The organism is Cellulomonas sp. (assembly GCF_017744555.1).
Taxonomy (GTDB): Bacteria; Actinomycetota; Actinomycetes; order Actinomycetales; family Cellulomonadaceae; genus Cellulomonas.
Window position 1 is genome coordinate 37,786 of record NZ_JAGIBD010000018.1, and the last position, 21,774, is coordinate 59,559.

A 21,774-nucleotide genomic window follows, 5' to 3' on the forward strand; every position below is an offset into this window, starting at 1 on the left:
TCTCCTTCTGCGGGGCGCGCGCGGTCACGGTCACTCCGCCCGCAGCGCGTCGATGGGGGCGAGCCGGGCGGCCCGGGTCGCGGGGTACACGCCGAACACGAGGCCGATCGCGAGGGCGACGACGACGGAGCCGGCGACGGCCGCGCCGGACACCACGACGGACGTGCCGAGCAGGCCGGGCAGCACCTGGGCCGCGACGATGCCGAGGGCGGCGCCGAGGACCCCGCCGCCGAGACCGAGCACGCCCGCCTCGACGAGGAACTGCCGCCGGATCGCCCACGGCGGGGCGCCGAGCGCCTTGCGCAGACCGATCTCACGGGTCCGCTCGGTGACGGACACGAGCATGATGTTCATGACCCCGATGCCGCCGACCAGCAGCGACAGCGCGGCGATGCCCGTGAGCAGCACGGTGAGCGTCTTGTAGACGGCGGTCGCCGTCGAGACCAGGGCGTCCTGGCTGTTCACGGTGAAGTCGGCCGCGGACGCGTCGGTGATGCCGTGCAGGTTGAGCAGCGTCTGCGTGGCCTCCTGGTACGCGGCGCTGAGCTGGTCGCCGGACTCGGCCTGCAGGTAGACGGTCGAGACGGCCTCGCGGGACTGGCCGCCGACGAGCGTGTCCGCGGCGGTGCTCAGCGGCACGACCGCGACGTCGTCGAGGTCGCTGTCCCCGCTCGCACCCTGCGACTCGAGCACGCCGATCACCTGGAAGTCGTGCCCGCTGATGGTCACCGTCTGCCCGACGACCCGGGTCGTCCCGAAGAGCTCCTTCGCGGTCTCGGGCCCGAGGACGACGACGTTGGCCCGCTGCTCGTCCTGCTCGGCCGTGAAGAACGTGCCGTTCGCGACGGTCCGGGCGCGGACGTCGAGCCACTCCGGCGTGGTGCCGACGACCTGCGTCGTCCAGTTCGTGTCACCCGCCTCCAGGGAGACCGACGTCGTCTTCTCGGGCGCGACCGCGGCGACGTCCGGGGTGTTGACCTTGGAGGCCAGCGCCTCGGCGTCGGCCCTGGTCAGCGTCGTGCGGGTGCCGAAGCCGCCGCGCACGCCGCTCGAGTCGGTGCTGCTGCCGGGCTTGACGATGAGCAGGTTGCTGCCGAGCGAGCTGATCTGCGCGGACACGTCCTTCTGCGTGCCGAGGCCGAGGCCGACCGTGAGGATCACGGCCGCGATGCCGATGAGGATGCCGAGCACCGTGAGCGTCGAGCGCAGGCCGTGCGTGCGCACCGCCGCCCAGCCGGTCCGCAGGGTCTCCGTCCAGGTCATGCCGCCACCGCCCGATCCTCGACGACCAGGCCGTCGCGGACGCGGACCACGCGCTGCGCCCGCTCGGCGACCTCGCGCTCGTGCGTGATGAGCACGATCGTGCGGCCCTGCGCGTGCAGCTCGTCGAAGAGCCGCAGGACGTCGTCGGACGACGCGGTGTCGAGGTTGCCGGTCGGCTCGTCCGCGAGCAGCAGCGCCGGCTCCCCGACCAGTGCCCGGGCCACGGCCGCGCGCTGCTGCTGGCCGCCCGACAGCTCGCCGGGCCGGTTGTCGAGCCGGTCCCCCAGCCCGACGCGCTCCAGGGCCGCGATCGCCCGGGCCCGGCGCTCCGCGCCGTGCACGCGCCCGTACATGAGGGGCAGCTCGACGTTGCGCAGCGACGACAGGGACGGCAGCAGGTGGAACTGCTGGAACACGAACCCGATGCGCCGGTTGCGGATGTCCGCGAGGTCGATCTCGTCGAGCTCGCCCACGTCCTCGCCGGCGAGCCGGTACGAGCCGGCCGTGAGGGTGTCGAGGCACCCGAGGATGTTCATGAGGGTCGACTTGCCCGAGCCCGACGGGCCCATGACGGCCACGTACTCGCCCGCGTCGATACGCAGGTCGACGCCGCGCAGGGCCTCGAACTCGATGCTGCCGGTGCGGTACGTCTTGCGGACGCCCGCGAGGTCGATGACGGGCTCAGCCATTGGTCGGACCGCCCGGGAAGCTCTGGCCGGTGAAGCCCTCGGGCGGCGGACCGCCCTGGAAGCCCTCCGGGAAGTTGCCCTGGAACTGGGGGCCGCCCTCCTCGCCCTGCTGGCCGTCCCGGTTGCCGCCCGGCGTGAACACGGCGAGCACCACCTCGTCGCCCTCCGCGAGCCCGGACGTGATCTCGGTGAGGTTGCCGGACGTCTCGCCGGTGGTCACCTCGACCGTGGTCTGCTTGCCGTCGGCGTCGACCGTCGTGACGGTGGACTTCCCGTCCGTGGTGGTCACGGCGAGGCTCGGCACGGTGAGCACGTCGGTGCGGCGCTCGTAGACGAGGTCGACGTCGGCGGACACGCCGTCGTGCAGGCCTTCCTGGCCGGGCGTGAGGTCGACCGTCACCGGGTAGGCGGCGACCCCCTGGCTGCTCGTGGACAGCAGGCCGATGGAGGCGATCGTGCCGAACACCGGGTCGGTCGCGCCGTCGGGCGTGACCTCCGCCTGGTCGCCGACCTCGAGGTTCGCGACGTCCGCGTCGGAGACGCTGACCTCGACCTGCCACGCGTCGGTGCCGACGATCGTGAACTGGGCGGTCGACGTGTCCGAGCCCGTCGGGTTCTGGCCGTCGCCGCCGCTCGACGAGCCGGTGACGGCGTCGCCGACCTCCAGGTCCACCGCGGTGAGCAGGCCCGCGACGGGGGCAGTGAGGGTCGCGCCGGCCATCGCCTCCTGCGCGGCGTCGACCTGCGACTGCGCGACGTCGACCTGCGCCTGCGCGGACGCGATCTGCGCCTTCGCGCTCGACGACCCGTCGGACTGGTCGGTCGCGTCGGACAGCTTCGCCTTCGCGCTCGCGAGCGTCGCCTGCGCCTGCAGGAGGTCGGCGTTGAGCTGGAGGGTGTCGACGGTCGCGAGCGTCTGGCCCGCGGTGACGGTCTGGCCCGTCGCGACGAGGACGGCGGTGACGGTCCCGCTGACCTCGAACGAGACGTCCTCCTGGACCGCGGGCGCGATCGTGCCGGTGCCGCTCACGACCTTCTGCATCGTGGTGAGGCTCGCGGCGACGGTACGGGTGGTCGGGGCCGTCGCGTCGGACGCGGAGGCGTCGCGGATGCCGAACCACCACACCCCGGCCGCGACCAGCCCGACCACGGCGACGCCCGCCACGATCCTCAGCAGCGGACCTGTCCGCCTCCACAGCCGCAGCATGCTTCTCCCTCGACGACGTCCCTGGTGGATTCGCGGTCGACGGTAGGGAGCCGCCCTGGAGCGGTCGTAGCCGGGGACTGTGCCCCACCTGTGAGACCCGGTGCCGCCGACCTCCGCCCGGTCCACCGTCACGTGCGTGCCCCGATCGGGTGTCCCCGTTCGCCCCATCGGGTCGACGGCGGTCCCCTACCCTCTCCGGCATGCCCGATTCGTCCGTGTCGCCGTCGACACCGCCGATCCCCCGAGCTGCGCACGCGTACCGCGACACCGACCCCGTCGCGATCTGGGGCTTCGTGCTCACGTTCGTGCTCTGGCCCGTGGGCCTCCTGCTCTGCCTGGTCGCGCTGCGACGCGTCCGGCGCACCGGCCACGGAGGGTGGGGCCTCGCCGTCGCGGGCGCCAGCCTGTGCACGCTCGCCGGGATCGCGACGGCCCTGGCCGGGGCCGTCCTCGTCGTGCGCACCGACCTGCCCGCGCAGTGGGTCGCGAGCGGTGACGCCACGGCCGACGCCGCCGCCGCGGACCGCGTCGCGCAGGACCTCGCCGACGACCTGACCGCGCGCCACGACACGGCCGGCGAGTGGCCCGACGACCCCGGGCGCCGCGAGATCGACGACGTGCGCGCCGAGGCCTACCGCACGGGCGACGAGCTCTGCGTCGACGCCACGCGCGGCGGCTACGAGGTCTCGCTCGTGGCCGGCGAGCTCCGGACCGGTACGGGCTGCGTCGACCGGGGGTTCTCGCTGACGTTCCGCGCCGCACGACAGCAGGACGACGCGGTCCGCGAGCAGGCCCGCCAGGCGGCGCTCGTCGACGAGCTGCGCGCCCGGGCCGCCGTCGTGGCCGCGAGCTCCTCGCTCGACGGGAAGCCTGACCTGGGCCTCGGGCACGCCGAGCGGGCCGATCTCGAGGTCTGCTCCGCCGTCACGGTGACGTGGGACCGCCTCGACGACGTCGACGCGCGCGAGGCCCTCTACCGGCTGCTGCAGCAGGTCGACGCCGACGTGCGGATGACCACGTACACCGACGACTTCCAGGACTTCGAGCTGCACGACCCGACGTGGGACCCCTTCGCCCGGCGGCTGCTGGCTCTCGACGCCGACTGCTGGCGCGGCGGCTACGTCGGGCCCGCCGGTCCGTCACCCGTCCTGCCGACGCTGTGGACCACACCGCTCACACAGGCGATGCGCGACGCCGAGGCCGCCCGCGCGGCCGGGGTCAAGGCGGGCGACGCCGCCGCGATCGCGCTGACCGAGGCGCAGCAGGACGAGGAGGAGGCGCAGGTCACCGCGGCCATCGCGGCCCGCACCTGACGCGTCGCGCCGCGGTCAGGCCGGGACGAGGAGGCCGTCGCGCACGAGCCCGCGCAGCGACGGCAGCACGTCCGCCGCGACCGCGTCGGCGCCGACGTCGAGCAGCGCGCCGAGCGCGGAGACGATCTGCCCGACGGTGAGGTCGCCGTCGCACGCCCCCACGAGGCCCGCGAGCGCCGTCCCGGCCTGCACGGCCCGGCCGAACCCGCCGCCCTGCCGCAGGAGCACGACCTGCGGGTCGACCGCACCGGGCGACAGGTACCGCTCCTCGGTGACGTCGCCCGCGACGAGCAGCCGGGCGGCCAGGAGCGCGTCGTCGTCGCGCGACTGCGCCCAGTCGTGCGCCGCGAGGCTGTCCGCGACGGCGGGCCCGAGCGGCTGCCGGACGGTGCCGGTGACCTCCTCCAGCCGGCGCAGCGTCGGGGCCCCGGCCACGGGCCGGCGCAGCGTGACGATGCCGAACCCGATCGCCTCGACGTCGCGCGACGCGAAGTCGTCGAGCCACGCGCCGTACCGGGCCGCCCACGCGTCGCGGTCCCGTTCGGGCGTCGTGCCGCCGTCGCGGATCCACGTCTCGGCGTACTGCGCCGGGTCCTGCAGCTCGCGCTGCACCACCCACCCGTCGAGCCCGCTGGCGTCGACCCAGGCGCCGACGCGCTCGTGCCAGTCCTCGCCGCGCCGGACCTCCCAGTTGCCGAGGAGCTGCGCCACGCCGCCGGGTTCGAGCACCGCGCCCACGCCCTCGACGAGCTCGCGCACGATCGCGTCCCCCGCCCGGCCGCCGTCGCGGTACTCGTACTCGGGGACACCGGGGACGCGCGGGGTGATGACGAACGGCGGGTTGCTCACGACGAGGTCGAACCGCTGCCCCGCGACGGGCTCGAGCATCGACCCGTCCCGCAGCGCGAGGCGATCCTCACGCAGGCCCGCGAGCGCCGCGTTGAACCGGGCGAACGCGAGCGCGCGCGCCGAGATGTCGGTGCCGACCACGTGGGCGACGTGCCGGGACGCGTGCAGCGCCTGGATGCCGCAGCCGGTGCCGAGGTCGAGTGCCCAGCGGCGCTCGTCGCGGACCGTGACCTGCGCGAGGGTCGTCGACGCGCCGCCGACGCCGAGCACGTGGTCGGTCCGCAGCGCACGGCCGGTCGCGAGCTCGCCGAGGTCGGACGCGATCCACCAGTCGACCTCGCCGTGCCCGTCGACCGCGACGTACGGGCGCAGGTCGACACGGGCGCGCACCTCGTCGTGGGGACCCGTGCCGGCCGCCGCCACGAGGCCGAGCGCCTCGGCCCCGGCGACACCGAGCCGCGGCAGCGCGGTCCCGAGCAGCCGACGCGGCACGGGCTCGCCGAGCAGGAACAGCCGGGAGAGGACCGGCACCGGCTCGGTGCGGCCGGCTGTCGCCCGACGGGCGGGGACAGGCTCCTCGCGGTGCAGCGCGTCGGCGGCGACCGGGCCGAGCACGTCCTCGACGCCGACCACCGAGTAGCCGGCCTCAGTGAGGTCGGCGCGCAGGTCGTCGAGGCGGCCGGGGTCGGTCACGGGCACGTCGGGGGTGGGCGTCACCCGGCCATTGTCCCGGACCCGCGCGCAGCCGACCCGCCGCTGAGCAGCAGGTCGACGACGACCGGGCGGTGGTCGCTGCCGCGGCGGACCGCGTCGCCGTCGGGGACCAGCACGTTCTCCACGGCGAGGTCGGCGGACACGAGCACCGCGTCGATCCGCTTGCGCGGCGTCGCCGCCGGGAAGGTCGGGTCGCCGTCGGGCGCGACGTCCGTGAGCACCTGCCCGAGCCGCAGCCACGCCGGGCCACCGGGCAGCTCGTTGAGGTCGCCGAGCAGCACGGTCGGCGGTCCGGACGCCGCCGGCTCCGGCACCGTCGCGACGACGACGCGTTCCAGGTGCTCCGCCCGTTCGACGCGGTGCAGGCTCAGGTGCACGACCACCACCCGGACCCCGTCGACGGAGGCGACGCTCACCCCGCGGCGGGTCGTGCCCGTGCGCCACGGCAGGCGCATCGGCCGAGCCTCGGCGACCGTGTGCCCGGGGGCCACGAGCAGCGCGGTCGTGCGCGCACCGCGACCGTTCACCACGGCGACGAGGTCTGTCGCGGCGGCGAACCGGCGCAGCCGCCACCGTCCCGCGAGGCCACGCGGCGGCTCCTGCAGCGCGAGCACGTCCGGGCGCTGCGCCCGCACGACCTCGGCGGCGGCGAACCGGTCGAGCTTGAGGCCCTTGACGTTGTAGGTCATGAGCCGCAGCCGTCCGTCCGTCACTCGGTCATCTTCGCCCGTGTGCGGAGGCGCCGCGCGGCGTCAGCCCCCCAGCCACCCCGCGGCGGACCGCAGCAGAGCCCGGTGCGAGGGCGACGCGTACGAGCGCAGGTCGTGGCCGAGCGCCGAGTAGACGACCCGGGTGCGCCCCTCGACGGCCCACACGACCGGGTGCGGGGTGCCCTCGTGGTCGGCGACGGCCAGCACGTGCACCGGCCCCGACACCTGCAGGTCGAGGTACCGCTCGTCGACCGCGCCGATCGCGTCCGGGAGCCCCGCCGTCACCGGGTGGGCGTCGTCGACCACCCGGAACCGGGCGTCGCCGAGCGGCGGGTGCCACGACGCGCCCTCGACCCACCGGCCGCCGAGCGTCGCCGCCCAGCGGGGGTCGTCCTCGAACGTCATGGCCGCCTGGTGGACCGCCAGCACGGGGACGCCGCCGTCCGTCAGCGCCGCCCGGCGGTCGTGGAACGGCTGCCACGCCTCGTCGTCGCCGTCGAACGCCGGGTCCACCCGGCCGCTGCCCGCGTTGACGACGAGCAGGTCGGGCGAGGCGTCGTCGAGCGCGTGCGGGAACGTGCTGCGCAGCTGCGCCGTCCACCCGGCGTCCTCGAGCAGGGACACGAGCGCGTGCGACGTGGCCGCGTGGTCGTGCCACGGGTCCTCGTACCGTCCCCTGCCCACCAGCACCAGCGCGTGCGGCACGATGCCTCCTCTGCTCGACCCGTCCTGCTCGACCTGTCCTGCGCGACCCGCCTGGCAGCAGTGTGCCCGGACCCACCCGGGGTGCGGGCCGCGCAGACGAGCGCCCCTCGCCCGGAGGTCCGGACGAAGGGCGCCACGTCGGTGCGTCAGCGCGTGAGCGCCTCCGACTCGTCAGGCTCGTCGACCTCGTTCGCGACGGTCGTCGGCGCGGCCGAGCCCGCGCCGAGCGCCTTCGCGGCCTCCGCCTCGAGCCCGCCCTCGCGGTCCACGCGCGCCGCCCGCAGGCGGGACGCGATGACCGCGCCGAACGCGATGAGCGCCGCGGCCGTGGCGATCGCCAGGCGACCGGCCTGGCTCGCGCCGTCGCCGACGGAGATCGTGACGACCGCCGGGGCGATGAGCACCGCGACGAGGTTCATGACCTTGATGAGCGGGTTGATCGCCGGGCCGGCGGTGTCCTTGAACGGGTCGCCGACGGTGTCGCCGATGACGGCCGCGTCGTGCGCCGGGGAGCCCTTGCCGCCGTAGTGGCCGTCCTCGACGATCTTCTTCGCGTTGTCCCACGTGCCGCCCGCGTTCGCGAGGAACACGGCCATGAGGACGCCCGCGCCGATGGCCCCGGCGAGGAAGCCCGCGAGCGGCCCGACGCCCAGGCCGAAGCCGACGGCGATGGGGGCGAACGCGGCCAGCAGGCCGGGCGTGGCGAGCTCGCGCAGCGAGTCGCGCGTGCAGATGTCGACGACCTTGCCGTACTCGGGCCGGACCTCGCCCGTCATGATGCCCGGGAAGTCGCGGAACTGGCGCCGCACCTCGAACACGATGGCACCCGCCGCGCGGGTCACCGCGTCGATCGCCAGACCGGAGAACAGGAACACCGTGGCGCCGCCGAGGATCACGCCGACGAGCGTGACCGGGCTGATGATGTCGTACGCCAGCATCGACTCGACGAGGTCGTTCGCCGGGCCGCCCGTGATGCTTGCCAGCGAGTTCTGGACCGCGTCCGCGTACGACCCGAACAGGGCGGTCGCCGCGAGCACGGCGGTCGCGATCGCGATGCCCTTGGTCACGGCCTTGGTCGTGTTGCCCACGGCGTCGAGGTCCGTGAGGATCTGCGCCCCCTCGGGCGTGACGTCGCCGGACATCTCCGCGATGCCCTGCGCGTTGTCGCTGACCGGGCCGAACGTGTCCATCGCGACGATGACGCCGACGGTGGTGAGCAGGCCGCAGCCCGCGAGCGCGATGAGGAAGAGCGCGAGGGCCACGTTGCCGCCCGCGATGAGGAACACGCCGCAGATCGCCGCAGCGATGATGCCAGCGGTGTACACGGCCGACTCGAAGCCGACGCCGATGCCGGACAGCACGACCGTGGCGGCACCCGTGAGGGTCGTCTTGGCGACGTGCAGCGTCGGCTTGCTCGTCGTCCCCGTGAAGTAGCCCGTGACCCACAGGATCACGCCGGCGAGCACGACGCCGATCGCGACCGCCGCGGACGCGATGAGCCGCGGGTCGCCCGCGTGCGTCTCGAGGCCGACCGTGCCGCCGGTCAGGTCCGCGAACGTCGACGGCAGGTACGCGAACGCGGCGACCGCAGCGAGCACCACGCCGACGAGGGCCGCGACGTAGAAGCCGCGGTTGATCGCGGTGAGCCCGCTCTCCGAGCCGCGCACCCGCGTGATCGCGACGCCCAGCACGGCGACGAGCGCGCCGACCGCGGTGACGATGAGGGGGAACACGAGGCCCTGCTCGCCGAAGGCCGCCTTGCCGAGGATGAGCGCGGCGACCAGCGTCACCGCGTACGACTCGAACAGGTCGGCCGCCATGCCCGCACAGTCGCCGACGTTGTCACCCACGTTGTCCGCGATGGTCGCCGCGTTGCGCGGGTCGTCCTCGGGGATGTGCTTCTCGACCTTGCCGACGAGGTCGGCGCCCACGTCGGCCGCCTTGGTGAAGATGCCCCCGCCGACCCGCATGAACATCGCGAGCAGCGCCGCCCCGAACCCGAAGCCCTCGAGCACCGACGGCGCGTCGCCGCGGTAGATGAGGACGACGCTCGCGGCACCGACGAGGCCGAGGCCCACGACCGACATGCCGACGACGCCACCGGTCCGGAACGCGATCCGCGCACCCTCCGCGCGTCCGCCCTCCCGCGAGGCGGCAGCAGCGACCCGGACGTTCGCCCGCGTCGCGAGCCACATGCCCAGGAAGCCGATCGACGCGGAGAACGCCGCGCCGACCAGGAAGAACAGCGAGCGGCCCAGCTTGATGCCGTTGTCACCAGGGAGCAGGAAGAGCAGGCCGCACACGACGACCGCGAAGATCGCCAGGGTCCGGAACTGCCGGCTCAGGTACGCGGACGCACCCTCCTGGACGGCGCGCGCGATCTCGCGCATGGACGCGGTGCCTTCGTCGGCGGCGAGCACCTGCCGGCGGAGCACGACCGCCACCAGCAAGGCCATCACTGCCAGGGCCGCGATGACACCGACGATCATGAGGCTCGTGGATCCGAGCTCGACCATGCATCCTCCTCGGACGATCGACACGGCCCCCCTGACCGCGTCTGTCCGCCGGCCCCGTTGCCGCCGGACCCGGGCAGTCTAACCAGGCGATGTGACGTAGATCGCACATCGAGGTGTCCATCAAGATCACCCCCAACCATTCCGATGCCAGGGGCGTCAACACGGGTATGACAAGCACGCACGGCGGAGGTGGGCGGTGACCTGGGAGGACGACCTGGGTCGCCTCGTCACGGACCGCGGGTCCGCGCTGGTGGCGTACGCGCACCTGCTCACGGGTGATCTCCACAGCGCCCAGGACCTCGTCCAGGACGCGCTCGTCAACGCCTTCTCGCGACGACGCCCGCACACCGTCGACTCCACCGAGGCCTACGTGCGCCGCGTCATCCTCAACGCCTACCTCGACGTCTGGCGTCGCCGTCGCCGCCTCGACGCCGTCGCGCACCTGCTCGAGGTGCCCGCCGACGGACACGACCGCCACACCGAGGCAGCCGACCGTGCCGACGTCGCCGCCGCCCTGACCACGCTCTCGCCCCGCGAGCGCGCCTGCGTCGTGCTGCGGTTCTACGACGACCTCACGCTCCCCGAGATCGCCCACCGCCTCGGCGTCTCCGACGGCGCAGTCAAGCGCTACCTGTCCGACGCACGCCGCAAGCTCGAGCCGCTCCTCGGCCCGCAGCCCTCGCTGGCCGACCAGGACCTGCCGACCCTGAAGGGAGGCCGTCGATGAACCCCGACCTCAGCGAGGCCCTGCAGGACCTGGCGGCCCGCACCGAGGCCGTCCACCGGGCGGCCGGTGGCCTCGACCTGCCCGCGGTGGCCGCGCGCACGCGCCACCGACGCCGGGTACGGACCGCGGTCCTCTCGGCCGGCTCGGCGGCCGCCGTCGTGCTGCTCGCCGTCGGCGCAGCGTATGCCGCGGGTCCGCACACCCGGACACCCGCCCCCGCCGACCCACCCACCACATCGGGCGCAGCACCCGGCACGTGCGGCTCACGCCTCGACGCCCTGCCGGTGTCCGACGAGGGCGCGCCGGTCGGGCTCACGTGGTCCGAGGGCACCTCGGACGGGCTGGTCGTGTCCGGCGGGCCCGCCGGGGGGACGACGTCACCCGACGCGACGCTGGGCCGGGTGGCCGACCGAACCATCACCGCGCACGTCACCACCGAGCTCTCCCCGGCCGACCTCGTCGCGGGCTCGGAGCAGGACCGGTCGGGCCTGCAGCACCTGCTCGCGGGCTACGAGTCGCAGCTGGCCGCCGATGACCTCCCGGACGACGCGCGCGCGCTCGTCGAACCGCTGGTCGAGGAACTGCGGGCGCAGACTGCCGTGCTCGACGGCCCGGGCACGACCGCGCCCGCCTCGCCGGGCCTCGACCTGTGGCTGGTCGTCGTGCGCGACGGCATGGTCGTCGCGACGCCCGACATCGTCGACCCGGGCGTCCAGTCGTGGGTGACCGGGCCGTCCCGGGTCGTCGGCCTGCGCACCCTGAGCGCCCACCTGGTCAGCTGCTCCGCCCCGGCCGAGGAGCTCGCCGCCGGCGACTACGACGTCCGCGTGCTCTTTCTCGACCCCACGACGCACGAGCGCACGGTCAGCGCACCGTGGTCGGTCCAGCTCCTCCCGCAGCAGCACCCCCTCACGGACCTGCCGTCCGGGTTCCCCCAGGACGTCGCCCTGGTCGGCGACCGCCTCGTAGCAGCGCAGCCGACGGGCGCAGGGGGCTGGACGGCCGAGGTCGAGGCCGACGGCGACGACGCGGTCGAGGCCGCGGCGCGGCGGCTGGCCATCCCGGTCGGCATCCCGCAGACGACGCCCGAGTACTCCGTCGCCGTCTCGTCGTTCCGGGAGCACGCCGAGGGCCGGCGCGGTCGCTGGGACGTCGACGTCACCGCGTCGCGCACGACCGCGGGCAAGGAGTCCGTCGTCTACACGTTCGTCCCGGCCGTCGTGACGGTCCCCTGACCAACGATTCCCACCTTCCGGTCGTCCTGGATCATGACGGCCACGACAGGGAGGTCCGATGGCGGCCTGGGAACAGGTGCTCGACGAGCTGGTCCGCGTCCGCGGACGGGCGCTCGTGCGGTACGCCACGCTGCTGACCGGTGACGAGCGCGCCGGGGAGGACCTCGTGCAGGACGCTCTCGTGCGGTGCTTCAGCGCCGGACGGCCGCTGCGCGACACGGTCGCCGCGGAGGCGTACGTCCGCAAGGCGGTGCTCTCGACGTTCCTCGACGGGCACCGGCGGCGTGCGCGGTGGTCGGCCGTGCGGCACCTGTTCGCGCGGGACGACGACGTGCCCGGTCACGAGGCGACCAGCGGCGCACGCGTCGACGTGCGGGCGGCGCTGCTGACCCTGCGGCCGCGGCTGCGGGCGTGCGTGGTGCTCCGGTACTACGACGACCTCACGGTGCCGGAGATCGGCCGGCGGCTCGACGTCGCCGAGGGCACGGTCAAGCGGTACCTGGCCGACGCGACCGCGCAACTCGAGGCCCTGCTGGGCCCGCTGCCGGACACGGAGACGGTCGACATCGAGCTCGTGACGAACGGGAAGGAACGGTCATGACACCCCAGCTCAGCCACACGCTGCACGACCTGGTCGACGGCGACGGCGACGCCCCGTTCGGGGTCGGTGCGCTCACGACCCGGATCCGCCGGCGCCGGGCGCTGCGCGCCGGCACGCGCGGGGCCGTCGCGGCGGGTGCCGTCGGGGTCGTCGCGCTCGGCCTGACGCGTGGCACGTGGGACGGCGGCGTGCGGCTGCCCGCCTCCGACCCCGACGCGGCGCCGGGGACGTGCGGGTCGGACGTCGGTGCCCTGCCGGCCGCGGGCTCCGACGCGCCTGTCCACGTCGAGAGCGATCTCGACGACACCTTCAGCCCCCTGCTCGGCCGGAGGTTCACGGCCGTCGCCCGCGTGACCCCGTCGAGCGGCGCGGTCGCCGGGACCGGCACGGGTGACCTGGTCGCGCAGCGCGACGCCCTCGAGGAGGCGCGCCGCCGGGGCACCGACAGCGACGGGAACGTGCTCGACCACGCGGCGCTGGCGGCGATCGACGGCCGGATCGGGGAGCTGCGGTCCGAGATCAACGCCGCCGGCGTCGCGGCCGGGGACTCGCTCGGGTCGTTGGGTCTGCGTCTCGTGGTGACGCACGACGGCACCGTCGTGTCGACGCCGGCGCCGCAGGACGTCCCGTACACGTGGGTCGTGCCGGACGAGGGCAGCACCTCCGTCATGCTGAGCGGCGAGCTCGTGACGTGCACGCGGGCCGCGGAACCCCTCCCCGCGGGCCGGTACGAGGCCTACGCGACCTACGTCGACCCGGCGACGGGCGACCTCACGGCGGCGGGCTCGTGGCCGGTGGACCTGCTGCCCGCGCCGACGCGGATGTCAGGGTTGCCCGTCGGCTTCCCCGCCGACGTCCCGGTGCTCGACGGCCAGCTCCTCACCGCGCACCGGAACGCCGACGGCTGGGCGGTCGAGGTCGCCGTCGACGCTGTGGACAGCGTGAACGCGGCCGCGCACCTGATCGTCGACAGCGGCGCCGGCCGAGCCACCGGACCCATCGACGTGGGGTTCTCGCCTGCGCCGAGCGCCGAGGTCGAGACCTCCGGGTGGCACGTCAGGATCACGCGGACGACGGCTCCCGACGGTGGGCTGTCCGTCGTCTACCTGCTCACGCCGGCGTCGTGACGCCCTGATCTCGGCTGGTGGGCGGCGCGGTGGAGGGACCCGCCGCCCGCCGGCCGACCCCCCGGTCGGTGGGGCGGTCAGCCCGCGAGGGCCTCCTCGACCGTCGTGCGCACGGTGAACACCTGCAGCAGCGCGGTGATCCGCAGGACCTTGAGGAGCCGCTCGGAGTCGATGACGAGCTGCAGGCGGCCGCCGAGCAGGCGGACCTTCTTGAGGGTGCCGACGAGCACGCCGAGACCGGTCGAGTCCATGAACGCGACCCGGCGCAGGTCGACGACGAGGTCGGTGCGGTCGTGCTCGAGCAGGTCGAGGAGCCGCTCGCGCAGCACGTCGGCGGTCGACACGTCGATCTCGCCGACGACGTCGACGACCGTCTGCTCGCCCACGTCCCTGCTGGTCACCTTGACGTCCACGGCTTCCTCCCCGACCGATTGAAACAGACGGGGCTCCGCCCGACGAGCGCACGAGGCTACGCGACGAGCCCGTGAACGACCCTCAGGCGGCGGACGCGGCGGCGAGCGCGGCGCGGTACTCGGCGGTCGTGCCGTCGGTGCGGACCTCCTGCAGCACGTGGTCGCGGACGCCGAGCCCGGCGAGCACCGTGGTGAGCTCGGCGACGTCCGCCGGACCCATCACGGTCGGGTCGACGGTCGTCCTGACCTGCACGTCGACGCCGGACCCGAGCACGAGCCGCAGCGACGCGAACGCCGCGTCGGCCGTCGTCGTCGGGCCGCCGACCTGCGTCACGGCCCGGTACAGGCGGGCCGGCGCCTTGACGTCGAAGCCCACCCAGTCGAGGAGCGGCAGCATCGCCGCGAGGCGGCCGGGGTACGCGCCGGACGTGTGCAGGCCCACGCCGAAGCCCGCCTCGCGGACCTCCCGGGCCGCGTCGACGACGCCCGGCTGCCGCAGCGGCTCGCCGCCTGACAGCACGACGCCGTCGAGCAGGCCGCGCCGCCGGTCGAGCAGGTCGCGCACGTCGGACCACGGCACCGTGCCGGGTGTGCGCGGATCGAGGATCGCGGAGTTGTGGCAGTACGTGCAGCGCCACGGGCAGCCCTGCAGGAAGACCGTCGCGACGAGCCTTCCGGGCCAGTCGCACGACGACAGGGCCGTCAGCCCGGCGATAGCCAGGCCGTCCGCCGGGTGGGCGACCGCGGTCGCCGCGCCAGCCTGCCCGCCGAGCGCCAGCATGCCGAGGCCCACGTGCCCTGTCGTCGTGCGCCCGGTCATCGGACGAGCGCCTTCTCCAGGAACGGGGTGCGCTCCATGTGCTCGCCCTTCTTGCCGATGTTGAACGAGCTCACCGGCCGGTGGTACCCCATGACCCGCGTCCACACCTCGCACGTCGCCTCGCACTGCGGGCACGTCGGGTGCTCACCGGCGAGGTAGCCGTGCGACGGGCAGATCGAGAACGTCGGCGTGACCGTGAGGTACGGCAGACGGAACCGGGACAGCGACCGCCGGACGAGCTCACGGGCCGCGTCGGGCGTCGAGAGCCGCTCGGCCATGTACAGGTGCAGGACCGTGCCGCCCGTGTACTTCGTCTGCAGGTCGTCCTGCCGCTCGAGCGCCTCGAACGGGTCGTCCGTGAACCCGACCGGGAGCTGCGACGAGTTCGTGTAGTACGGGTTCTCGTCCGTGCCGGCCTGCAGGATCGTCGCCCAGCGCCGGCGGTCCTCCTTCGCGAACCGGTACGTCGTGCCCTCGGCGGGCGTCGCCTCGAGGTTGTAGAGGTGCCCGGTCTCCTCCTGGTACTGCACCATCCGGGCGCGCACGAAGTCGAGGACCCGCACCACGAACGCGTGCCCGCGCGGGTCGGTCAGGTCGTACGCGTCGCCCGTGAAGTTGCGGACCATCTCGTTCAGGCCGTTGACGCCGATCGTCGAGAAGTGGTTGTCGAGAGTGCCGAGGTACCGCTTCGTGTACGGGAACAGGCCTTCGTCGATGTACTTCTGAATGACCGTGCGCTTGAGCTCGAGCGACGTGCGCGCGAGGTCGAGCAGCGTGCCGAGCTCGTCGAACAGGGCGTGCTCGTCGCCGTGGTTGAGGAAGCCGAGGCGCGCGCAGTTGATGGTCACGACGCCGACCGACCCCGTCTGCTCCGCGGAGCCGAACAGGCCGTTGCCGCGCTTGAGGAGCTCACGCAGGTCGAGCTGCAGGCGGCAGCACATCGAGCGGACGTCGCCCGGGTTCATCTCGGAGTTGATGAAGTTCTGGAAGTACGGCAGCCCGTACTTGGCGGTCATCGCGAACAGCCGGTCGGCGTTCTCGCTGTGCCAGTCGAAGTCCTTGGTGATGTTGTACGTCGGGATCGGGAACGTGAACACCCGGCCCGACGCGTCGCCCTCCGTCATGACCTCGATGTACGCGCGGTTGATCATGTCCATCTCGGTCTGCAGCTCGCCGTACGTGAAGTCCTGCGGCTCGCCCGCGACGAACGGCACCTCCTCGCGCAGGTCGTCCGGGCACACCCAGTCGAACGTGAGGTTGGTGAACGGCGTCTGCGTGCCCCACCGGCTCGGCACGTTGAGGTTGTAGACGAGCTCCTGGATCCCCTGCAGCACCTGCTCGTACGTCAGGCCGTCGAGCCGCACGTACGGCGCCATGTACGTGTCGAACGAGCTGAACGCCTGCGCGCCGGCCCACTCGTTCTGCATCGTGCCGAGGAAGTTGACGATCTGGCCGATGGCCGAGCCGAAGTGCTTCGGCGGGCGCGCGTCGACCTTGCCGGGCACACCGTTGAGCCCTTCCTGCAGGAGCGTGCGCAGCGACCACCCGGCGCAGTAGCCGGACAGCATGTCGAGGTCGTGGATGTGCAGGTCGCCCTCACGGTGCGCGCGGCCGATCGCCTCCGGGTAGACGTGGCTGAGCCAGTAGTTCGCGACGACCTTGCCGGCGGTGTTGAGGATGAGGCCGCCCAGCGAGTACCCCTGGTTGGCGTTGGCGTTGACCCGCCAGTCGCGGCGGTCCAGGTACTCGTCGATCGACGAGCCGACCTCCACGACGACCTGCTCTGACATGGCTCCCCTTCCACATGGTGTGGTGGTCATCGGTGCGCACCACAAGATGTAGGAATTTCTATGCCCGCATGGCGAGGGGAGCCGGGACCAACGTCCCGCCGGCGGCATCGTGGAGCGGACCGCCCCACGAATGTCGCGGCGTGTCGCTGCCAGCGGGCCCGACCACCGTCTCCGATCAGTCCGTGAGGCCCGCGTCCTGCAGGACCGCCCGGATCGTCGCACGCGCGTGGTCGGCGAGCGGCACGTACCGCGTGCGGTAGTAGGGCAGCTGCAGCAGCGCCTGCCGCAGCGCCCAGCCGCGACCACGAAGCCACGTGGCGTGGTCGTCGCCGAGGGCGTCCCGGAACGTCGCACGCGAGGGCGCGTCGAGGAAGTTCCACGCCGGCCCGAGGTCGCCCGCCGGGTCCGCGAGCCCGGCGCCGCCCCAGTCGAGCAGCCCGACGAGCCGCCCGTCGCGCACCACGAGGTTGCCCGGCGCGAGGTCCCCATGGAGCCAGACGCCACGCCCGTCCCACGGGTCAGCGGCGCACGACTGCGCCCAGGCGCGCAGGACGAGGTCGACGGGCACCTCGTCGCGCACCGCGTCGGCATCGGCCGCGACCTGCTCCGTGAGGTCGCCCAGAGGGTGGGCTCGCCGGTCGTTGCGCCGGCCCGGCAGGTCGACCGCACGCAGGCGTCCGACCACGTCCGCGAGGTCGAGCGCGAGCTCGACCGTGGGCCGCGACGGCGTCGAGCCCGCGACCCAGCGCACCACCGACCAGCGCCACGGGTAGCCGTGACCCGGCCGGCCGGCCGCGACCGGCACCGGCGCCTCCACGCCGACGAGTGCCGAGAGCCGACCGGTCGAGTCCCGCTCGCGGTCGGCGGCGTCACGCGCCCACGCGATCCGGGGCATCCGGACAGCGAGGTCGTCGCCCAGCCTGAACAGCGCGTGGTCGGTCCCGCGGTGCGGCAGCGGCCGCACGGGCAGGTCGCGCCAGCGAGGGTGCTGGTCCGCGACGAGGGCCCGGACCTGGTCCGCGGTGACGGTCAGCTCGTCGTCGTGCACCGCCCCGACGGTAGGCGGCCGTGCGCGCGACCGCACCGGCATAGTCGCCCGACCGCCGCCCGTGCGGGTCTGGGCGATCGCCGGTCGGGTGTGTCGTCCGCGGGTCATCCGAGCGTGAAGCGCACGCGTTCGCCGGGCCGGACCTGCGCGAGCGCCCCGAGCGCGTGCGCCCGGACGACGGCGAGCACCGGGTAGCCGCCCGTCACCGGGTGGTCGACGCCGAACACCAGCGGGAGGCCGTTCGGCGGCACCTGGACCGCCCCCGGCACGAGCCCGTGGGACGGCAGCTCCCGACCCGCCGCCGACTCGACCCGGGCGACCGTCCGGCCGTCGAGCCGCAGCGCGACCCGGTTCGTCGCGGGCGTCACCGTGTAGCCCTCCGAGCCGCACAGCGCACCGAGCCCGTCGTCGAACCAGTCCGCGTGCGGGCCTACGACGACCGGCAGCACCACGTCGTCGGGCCACGGCCGCACGGGCGCGACGTCGACCACCGGCCACTCGTCCGGCGCCGGACCCACGGGGAGCACGTCCCCGGCCGCCAGCGCCGCGGGACCGATGCCCCCGAGCACGTCCGTCGAGCGCGAGCCGAGGACGGCCGGCACCGCAACGCCGCCGCGCACCGCCACGTACGTCCGCAGGCCCCGGCTCGGTGCGCCGACGCGCAGCTCGTCGCCGTCGTCCAGCTCCAGCGGCGCATGGTGCCCGACGAGCGTCCGTCCGACCCACGCCGGCGCAGGCGCGCCCGCGAGCGCGACCGTCACCGCGCCGCGCGCCCGCAGCCGCAGCCCGCCCATGAGCAGCTCCACCCCGGCCGCCCCCTCAGGGTTCGCGACGAGCCGGTTCGCCAGGCGCAGGGCCGCCGGGTCCGCCGCGCCGGACCGGCCCACACCGACGTGCGCCCAGCCCGGGCGCCCCAGGTCCTGCACCAGCGCGAGCACACCGGGCGCGACGACCTCGACCGCCGGTCCGGCCTCGCTCATGCGCGCGCCACCGGCGTGAACCGCACCCGGGTCCCGGGTGCGAGCAGGGCGGGCGGCGTCCGGTTCACGTCGAACAGGTCCGCACCGCATCGGCCCAGGAGGCGCCACCCGCCCGGCGTCGGCGCCGGGTACACGGCCGAGTACTCGTCCGCGATCGCGACCGACCCGGCCGGCACACGCTCGCGCGGCGAGTCCCGGCGCGGGACGTGCAACTGCGGGTCCAGGCCGACGAGGTACGCGAAGCCCGGCATGAAGCCGCCGAACGCGACCGTGTAGGTGGGGGTGCAGTGGCGGGCGACGACCTCGTCGGCCGTGCAGCCGGTGATCGCCGCGACCTCCTCGAGGTCGGCGCCGTCGTAGACGACGTCGAGCGTGACGAGCGCCGTCGTCGGGGCCTCGGGCGCCGGGTGGGTCCGCGAGCTGCGCCACGTGCGGACGACCGCGGCGGCCAGGGCGGCGAGGTCCGCTCCCGGTCGGGTGCGCAGCAGGACGGTGCGCGCTGCCGGGACCTGGTCGACGACCGCGGCCCACGGGTCCGGTGCTGCGGAGGGGCTGCTCGGGTCGACCGGGTCGCTGTCGGCTGTCCGCCCGCTGCGGCCCGTCGGTCCCCGGTGGTCCTGGCGCGCGGCGCGGAGGGCGTCGTCGAGGCGGCGCACCGCGGCCAGGTCCGCGACCTCGACGAGCAGCGCGTCGTCGCCGAACGTCACGACGCGGACGCCGGCGGGGTCGGTCATGCGCCGATCCTGCCCTGCCCGGTGCGCATGCCACCACGTACGCCACCACTGACGGCGCACGGTTGCCGCCACGGCGCGGTCGTCGTCGGTGAAGCGATTCGACGAACCGGTTCCCCTTCCATCGCGGCGAGCCGCGCCCGTACTGTCGCGGCGAGCCCCGCCCCTGCTGTCGCCGAGGACAGCCGGAAGGCGCTTGCGCCTCGTGTCGGGTCGGCCGGCCCCGCACGGGTCCCGCGCGCCCGACCCAGGACCGCGGGGCTGGTACCGACTCCACGCATCCCGGAGGGATCGATGAGGACCCGCACCATCACCGGCACCGCCGCCCGCTCGCTGTGGACGGCCGCCGCGGCGGGCGTCGCGCTCGCCGCCGGCGTCGTCGGGCTCACCGCCCTGCCCGCCAGCGCCGCGAGCGTCGACACGAGCGCGTACTACGTGCTCGTCAACCGGCAGAGCGGCAAGGCGATGGAGGTCGCGGGCTGGTCGACCGCCGACGGCGGAGTCGTCCAGCAGTGGACCCGCAACGACGGCAGCGGGCAGCAGTGGAAGTTCGTCGACTCCGGCTCCGGCTGGTACCGCCTCCAGAACAGGCACTCCGGCAAGGTCCTCGACCTGTGGAACTGGAGCACCGCCGACCGCGGCGAGATCCGCCAGTACACCGACCTCAACGGCGCGAACCAGCAGTTCGCGCTCGTCGACTCCGAGGGTGGCCGCGTCCGGCTCGTCAACCGGTACAGCGCCAAGGTCGTCACCGTGACCGACCGGTCCACCGCCGACGGCGCGACCGTCACGCAGCTCACCGACAACAACCAGTACAACCAGCAGTGGGAGCTCGTGAAGCTCGGCAGCTCGCCCGGGCCGACGAGCAACCCGACGAGTGCGCCGTCCACGGGCCTCGTCGGTTGGGCGTCGCAGAACGGCGGCACCACCGGCGGCGGCTCGGCCGCCGTCACGACCGTCACGAGCGCGTCCGCACTGACGTCGGCCGCGTCCGGCACCACCGCGAAGGTCGTCCGCGTCTCCGGCACGGTCTCGTGCTCGGGGATGCTCGCCGTCGGGTCGAACACGACGATCGAAGGCGCCAGCGGCTCGAAGATCGTGGGTTGCGGCCTCAATGTGAAAGGCGCCAGGAACGTCATCCTGCGCAACCTCACGTTCGACGGCTGGGACGACGACGCCGTCAACGTCGAGACGTCGACCAACGTGTGGATCGACCACAACACGTTCGGCACCGGGTACGACGGCTCCGCCGACATCAAGCGCGGCTCCGACTACGTGACCGTGTCGTGGAACCGGTTCAACGGGCAGGACAAGAACTCGCTCGTCGGGCACTCCGACGACAACGGCGCGCAGGACCGCGGCCACCTGCGCGTGACCTACCACCACAACTGGTTCGACGGCACGACCCAGCGCAACCCGCGCGTCCGGTTCGGCAACCCCGTGCACGTCTACAACAACCTCTACTCGAGCGTGAAGTCGTACGGCGTCGCCTCGACGCAGGAGGCCGGCGTGCTCGTCGAGGGCAACTACTTCGAGAACACCCCGGACACCTACCACCGCGGTGAGGGGGCGTCGTCCGCGGGCTCGCTCGTCGCGCGCAACAACACGTTCGTGGGCTCCACGGCCGGCCAGACCGGCGGGTCCGTGGCGTCGATCCCGTACCCGTACTCGCTCGACTCGTCCTCGCAGGTCAAGTCGATCGTGAGCGCGGGCGCCGGGGCGCACTGAGCACTGACCGCGCACCCGCCGTGCTGGACCGACGACGTCAGGCCAGGACCGACCCGGCGATCCGCGCGGCGACCTGGTCGGGTGTCAGGTGCGCGGTGTCGACAACCTCGGCCTCCCGGTGCAACCAGGTGCGCGCGGCCTCGGCGTACGGCTCGAGGTACGCCAGCCGGAACGGGGAGGGCACCGCGTGGGCCCGTTCGATGCGCCCGCGCAGCGTGTCCTGGTCCGCGTGCAGGACGAAGTGCCGGACAGGGATGCCGTGCGCCGCGAGGCCCGTGCTGATCTCCCGCCAGTACTCCTCGACGAGCACCGTCATCGGCATCACGAGCGTGCCGCCCGTGTAGTCGAGCACGCGGCGGGCCGTCTCGACGACGAGCGGGCGCCACGGCGGCCAGTGCTGGAAGTTGTCCGTCGACGGCAGCCCGGGCGAGATGTCCATGAGGGTCTCGCCGACCTTCTCGGCGTCGAGGACCCGGGCGTCCGGGAGCAGCTGCTGCACGAGGGCGCTCGTGGTGGTCTTGCCGACGCCGTGGGTGCCGTTCAGCCAGACGATCACGGCAGCAGACGCTAGCGGGCGCCCGCGGTCGTCGGCGCGCTCCGACACGACC

Annotated in this window: 20 protein-coding genes; 6 read left to right on the forward strand and 14 right to left on the reverse strand. The window is 74.1% G+C overall.

Features of this window, described 5'->3' with window-relative positions; translation table 11 throughout:
- Nucleotides 1–30: 30 nt before the first annotated feature.
- From J7523_RS12755 to J7523_RS12765, 3 genes are read right to left on the reverse strand one after another with little or no spacing between them, the layout of a single operon-like run.
- A complete protein-coding gene (locus J7523_RS12755; protein ID WP_291887037.1) occupies nucleotides 31–1,263 on the reverse strand; it encodes an ABC transporter permease in 1,233 nt (410 codons plus the stop codon).
- Nucleotides 1,260–1,952 (reverse strand): ABC transporter ATP-binding protein, encoded by a 693-nt coding sequence (locus tag J7523_RS12760; protein ID WP_291887040.1) that lies wholly within the window; start codon nucleotides 1,950–1,952, stop codon nucleotides 1,260–1,262. The genes J7523_RS12755 and J7523_RS12760 overlap by 4 nt, the downstream gene beginning before the upstream one ends.
- Nucleotides 1,945–3,159 (reverse strand): efflux RND transporter periplasmic adaptor subunit, encoded by a 1,215-nt coding sequence (locus J7523_RS12765; RefSeq protein ID WP_291887042.1) that lies wholly within the window; start codon nucleotides 3,157–3,159, stop codon nucleotides 1,945–1,947. Before J7523_RS12765 ends, J7523_RS12760 begins: the two co-directional genes overlap by 8 nt.
- A gap of 200 nt (nucleotides 3,160–3,359) precedes the next feature.
- On the opposite strand from J7523_RS12765, the gene J7523_RS12770 reads away from it, so the two are divergent.
- A complete protein-coding gene (locus J7523_RS12770; RefSeq protein ID WP_291887045.1) occupies nucleotides 3,360–4,472 on the forward strand; it encodes a DUF4190 domain-containing protein in 1,113 nt (370 codons plus the stop codon).
- Nucleotides 4,473–4,487: 15 nt separating this feature from the next.
- On the opposite strand, the gene J7523_RS12775 is transcribed toward J7523_RS12770, so the two are convergent.
- From J7523_RS12775 to J7523_RS12790, 4 genes are all read right to left on the reverse strand, one after another.
- Nucleotides 4,488–6,038, reverse strand: a complete 1,551-nt coding sequence (locus J7523_RS12775; protein ID WP_291887048.1) for a class I SAM-dependent methyltransferase — start codon at nucleotides 6,036–6,038, stop codon at nucleotides 4,488–4,490.
- A complete protein-coding gene (locus tag J7523_RS12780; RefSeq protein ID WP_291887051.1) occupies nucleotides 6,035–6,748 on the reverse strand; it encodes an endonuclease/exonuclease/phosphatase family protein in 714 nt (237 codons plus the stop codon). Before J7523_RS12780 ends, J7523_RS12775 begins: the two co-directional genes overlap by 4 nt.
- Before the next feature lie 39 nt (nucleotides 6,749–6,787).
- Complete coding sequence (locus tag J7523_RS12785) at nucleotides 6,788–7,450, reverse strand: ThuA domain-containing protein (RefSeq protein WP_291887055.1); 663 nt, start codon at nucleotides 7,448–7,450, stop codon at nucleotides 6,788–6,790.
- 146 nt (nucleotides 7,451–7,596) lie between these two features.
- Nucleotides 7,597–9,966 (reverse strand): sodium-translocating pyrophosphatase, encoded by a 2,370-nt coding sequence (locus tag J7523_RS12790; protein WP_291887058.1) that lies wholly within the window; start codon nucleotides 9,964–9,966, stop codon nucleotides 7,597–7,599.
- Nucleotides 9,967–10,162: 196 nt separating this feature from the next.
- Here J7523_RS12790 and J7523_RS12795 point away from each other — a divergent pair, with 196 nt between their 5' ends.
- From J7523_RS12795 to J7523_RS12810, 4 genes are read left to right on the forward strand one after another with little or no spacing between them, the layout of a single operon-like run.
- The gene (locus J7523_RS12795) at nucleotides 10,163–10,693 is read left to right on the forward strand and encodes a sigma-70 family RNA polymerase sigma factor (protein ID WP_291887060.1); all 531 of its coding nucleotides are present in this window, start codon (nucleotides 10,163–10,165) and stop codon (nucleotides 10,691–10,693) included.
- A complete protein-coding gene (locus J7523_RS12800) occupies nucleotides 10,690–11,928 on the forward strand; it encodes a hypothetical protein (protein WP_291887063.1) in 1,239 nt (412 codons plus the stop codon). Before J7523_RS12795 ends, J7523_RS12800 begins: the two co-directional genes overlap by 4 nt.
- A gap of 58 nt (nucleotides 11,929–11,986) precedes the next feature.
- A complete protein-coding gene (locus J7523_RS12805; RefSeq protein ID WP_291887065.1) occupies nucleotides 11,987–12,529 on the forward strand; it encodes a sigma-70 family RNA polymerase sigma factor in 543 nt (180 codons plus the stop codon).
- Nucleotides 12,526–13,656: a hypothetical protein gene (locus J7523_RS12810; protein ID WP_291887068.1), complete on the forward strand. Its 1,131-nt coding sequence runs from the start codon at nucleotides 12,526–12,528 to the stop codon at nucleotides 13,654–13,656. The genes J7523_RS12805 and J7523_RS12810 overlap by 4 nt, the downstream gene beginning before the upstream one ends.
- A 77-nt stretch (nucleotides 13,657–13,733) precedes the next feature.
- On the opposite strand, the gene J7523_RS12815 is transcribed toward J7523_RS12810, so the two are convergent.
- The 6 genes from J7523_RS12815 to J7523_RS12840 form a co-directional block, all read right to left on the reverse strand.
- Nucleotides 13,734–14,069 carry an anti-sigma factor antagonist gene (locus tag J7523_RS12815; RefSeq protein WP_291887071.1) on the reverse strand — a complete coding sequence of 112 codons (336 nt, stop codon included), beginning with the start codon at nucleotides 14,067–14,069 and terminating at the stop codon, nucleotides 13,734–13,736.
- Nucleotides 14,070–14,151: 82 nt separating this feature from the next.
- Nucleotides 14,152–14,850, reverse strand: coding sequence for an anaerobic ribonucleoside-triphosphate reductase activating protein (locus J7523_RS12820; protein WP_291887130.1), 699 nt, complete (start codon nucleotides 14,848–14,850; stop codon nucleotides 14,152–14,154).
- A gap of 35 nt (nucleotides 14,851–14,885) precedes the next feature.
- Nucleotides 14,886–16,679, reverse strand: a complete 1,794-nt coding sequence (locus J7523_RS12825; RefSeq protein WP_291887073.1) for a ribonucleoside triphosphate reductase — start codon at nucleotides 16,677–16,679, stop codon at nucleotides 14,886–14,888.
- Nucleotides 16,680–16,854: 175 nt separating this feature from the next.
- Nucleotides 16,855–17,727: an aminoglycoside phosphotransferase family protein gene (locus J7523_RS12830; RefSeq protein ID WP_291887075.1), complete on the reverse strand. Its 873-nt coding sequence runs from the start codon at nucleotides 17,725–17,727 to the stop codon at nucleotides 16,855–16,857.
- 104 nt (nucleotides 17,728–17,831) lie between these two features.
- Nucleotides 17,832–18,707: a biotin-dependent carboxyltransferase family protein gene (locus J7523_RS12835; RefSeq protein WP_291887078.1), complete on the reverse strand. Its 876-nt coding sequence runs from the start codon at nucleotides 18,705–18,707 to the stop codon at nucleotides 17,832–17,834.
- Nucleotides 18,704–19,441, reverse strand: a complete 738-nt coding sequence (locus J7523_RS12840; protein WP_291887080.1) for an allophanate hydrolase subunit 1 — start codon at nucleotides 19,439–19,441, stop codon at nucleotides 18,704–18,706. Before J7523_RS12840 ends, J7523_RS12835 begins: the two co-directional genes overlap by 4 nt.
- Nucleotides 19,442–19,732: 291 nt before the next feature.
- On the opposite strand from J7523_RS12840, the gene J7523_RS12845 reads away from it, so the two are divergent.
- The gene (locus J7523_RS12845) at nucleotides 19,733–21,166 is read left to right on the forward strand and encodes an RICIN domain-containing protein (protein WP_291887083.1); all 1,434 of its coding nucleotides are present in this window, start codon (nucleotides 19,733–19,735) and stop codon (nucleotides 21,164–21,166) included.
- Between the two features lie 37 nt (nucleotides 21,167–21,203).
- Here the strand turns inward: J7523_RS12845 and J7523_RS12850 are convergent, their stop codons facing one another.
- The gene (locus J7523_RS12850; RefSeq protein WP_291887085.1) at nucleotides 21,204–21,722 is read right to left on the reverse strand and encodes an AAA family ATPase; all 519 of its coding nucleotides are present in this window, start codon (nucleotides 21,720–21,722) and stop codon (nucleotides 21,204–21,206) included.
- Nucleotides 21,723–21,774 lie beyond the last annotated feature (52 nt).

Excerpts from the sequence above, each read along its gene's own strand:
- J7523_RS12845 (WP_291887083.1), top strand. The coding sequence starts at position 19,733 with ATGAGGACCCGCACCATCACCGGCACCGCCGCCCGCTCGCTGTGGACG.
- J7523_RS12765 (WP_291887042.1), bottom strand. The coding sequence starts at position 3,159 with ATGCTGCGGCTGTGGAGGCGGACAGGTCCGCTGCTGAGGATCGTGGCG.
- J7523_RS12790 (WP_291887058.1), bottom strand. The coding sequence starts at position 9,966 with ATGGTCGAGCTCGGATCCACGAGCCTCATGATCGTCGGTGTCATCGCG.
- J7523_RS12840 (WP_291887080.1), bottom strand. The coding sequence starts at position 19,441 with ATGACCGACCCCGCCGGCGTCCGCGTCGTGACGTTCGGCGACGACGCG.
- J7523_RS12835 (WP_291887078.1), bottom strand. The coding sequence starts at position 18,707 with ATGAGCGAGGCCGGACCGGCGGTCGAGGTCGTCGCGCCCGGTGTGCTC.
- J7523_RS12760 (WP_291887040.1), bottom strand. The coding sequence starts at position 1,952 with ATGGCTGAGCCCGTCATCGACCTCGCGGGCGTCCGCAAGACGTACCGC.
- J7523_RS12805 (WP_291887065.1), top strand. The coding sequence starts at position 11,987 with ATGGCGGCCTGGGAACAGGTGCTCGACGAGCTGGTCCGCGTCCGCGGA.
- J7523_RS12810 (WP_291887068.1), top strand. The coding sequence starts at position 12,526 with ATGACACCCCAGCTCAGCCACACGCTGCACGACCTGGTCGACGGCGAC.
- J7523_RS12800 (WP_291887063.1), top strand. The coding sequence starts at position 10,690 with ATGAACCCCGACCTCAGCGAGGCCCTGCAGGACCTGGCGGCCCGCACC.
- J7523_RS12825 (WP_291887073.1), bottom strand. The coding sequence starts at position 16,679 with ATGTCAGAGCAGGTCGTCGTGGAGGTCGGCTCGTCGATCGACGAGTAC.
- J7523_RS12820 (WP_291887130.1), bottom strand. The coding sequence starts at position 14,850 with ATGCTGGCGCTCGGCGGGCAGGCTGGCGCGGCGACCGCGGTCGCCCAC.
- J7523_RS12770 (WP_291887045.1), top strand. The coding sequence starts at position 3,360 with ATGCCCGATTCGTCCGTGTCGCCGTCGACACCGCCGATCCCCCGAGCT.
- J7523_RS12755 (WP_291887037.1), bottom strand. The coding sequence starts at position 1,263 with ATGACCTGGACGGAGACCCTGCGGACCGGCTGGGCGGCGGTGCGCACG.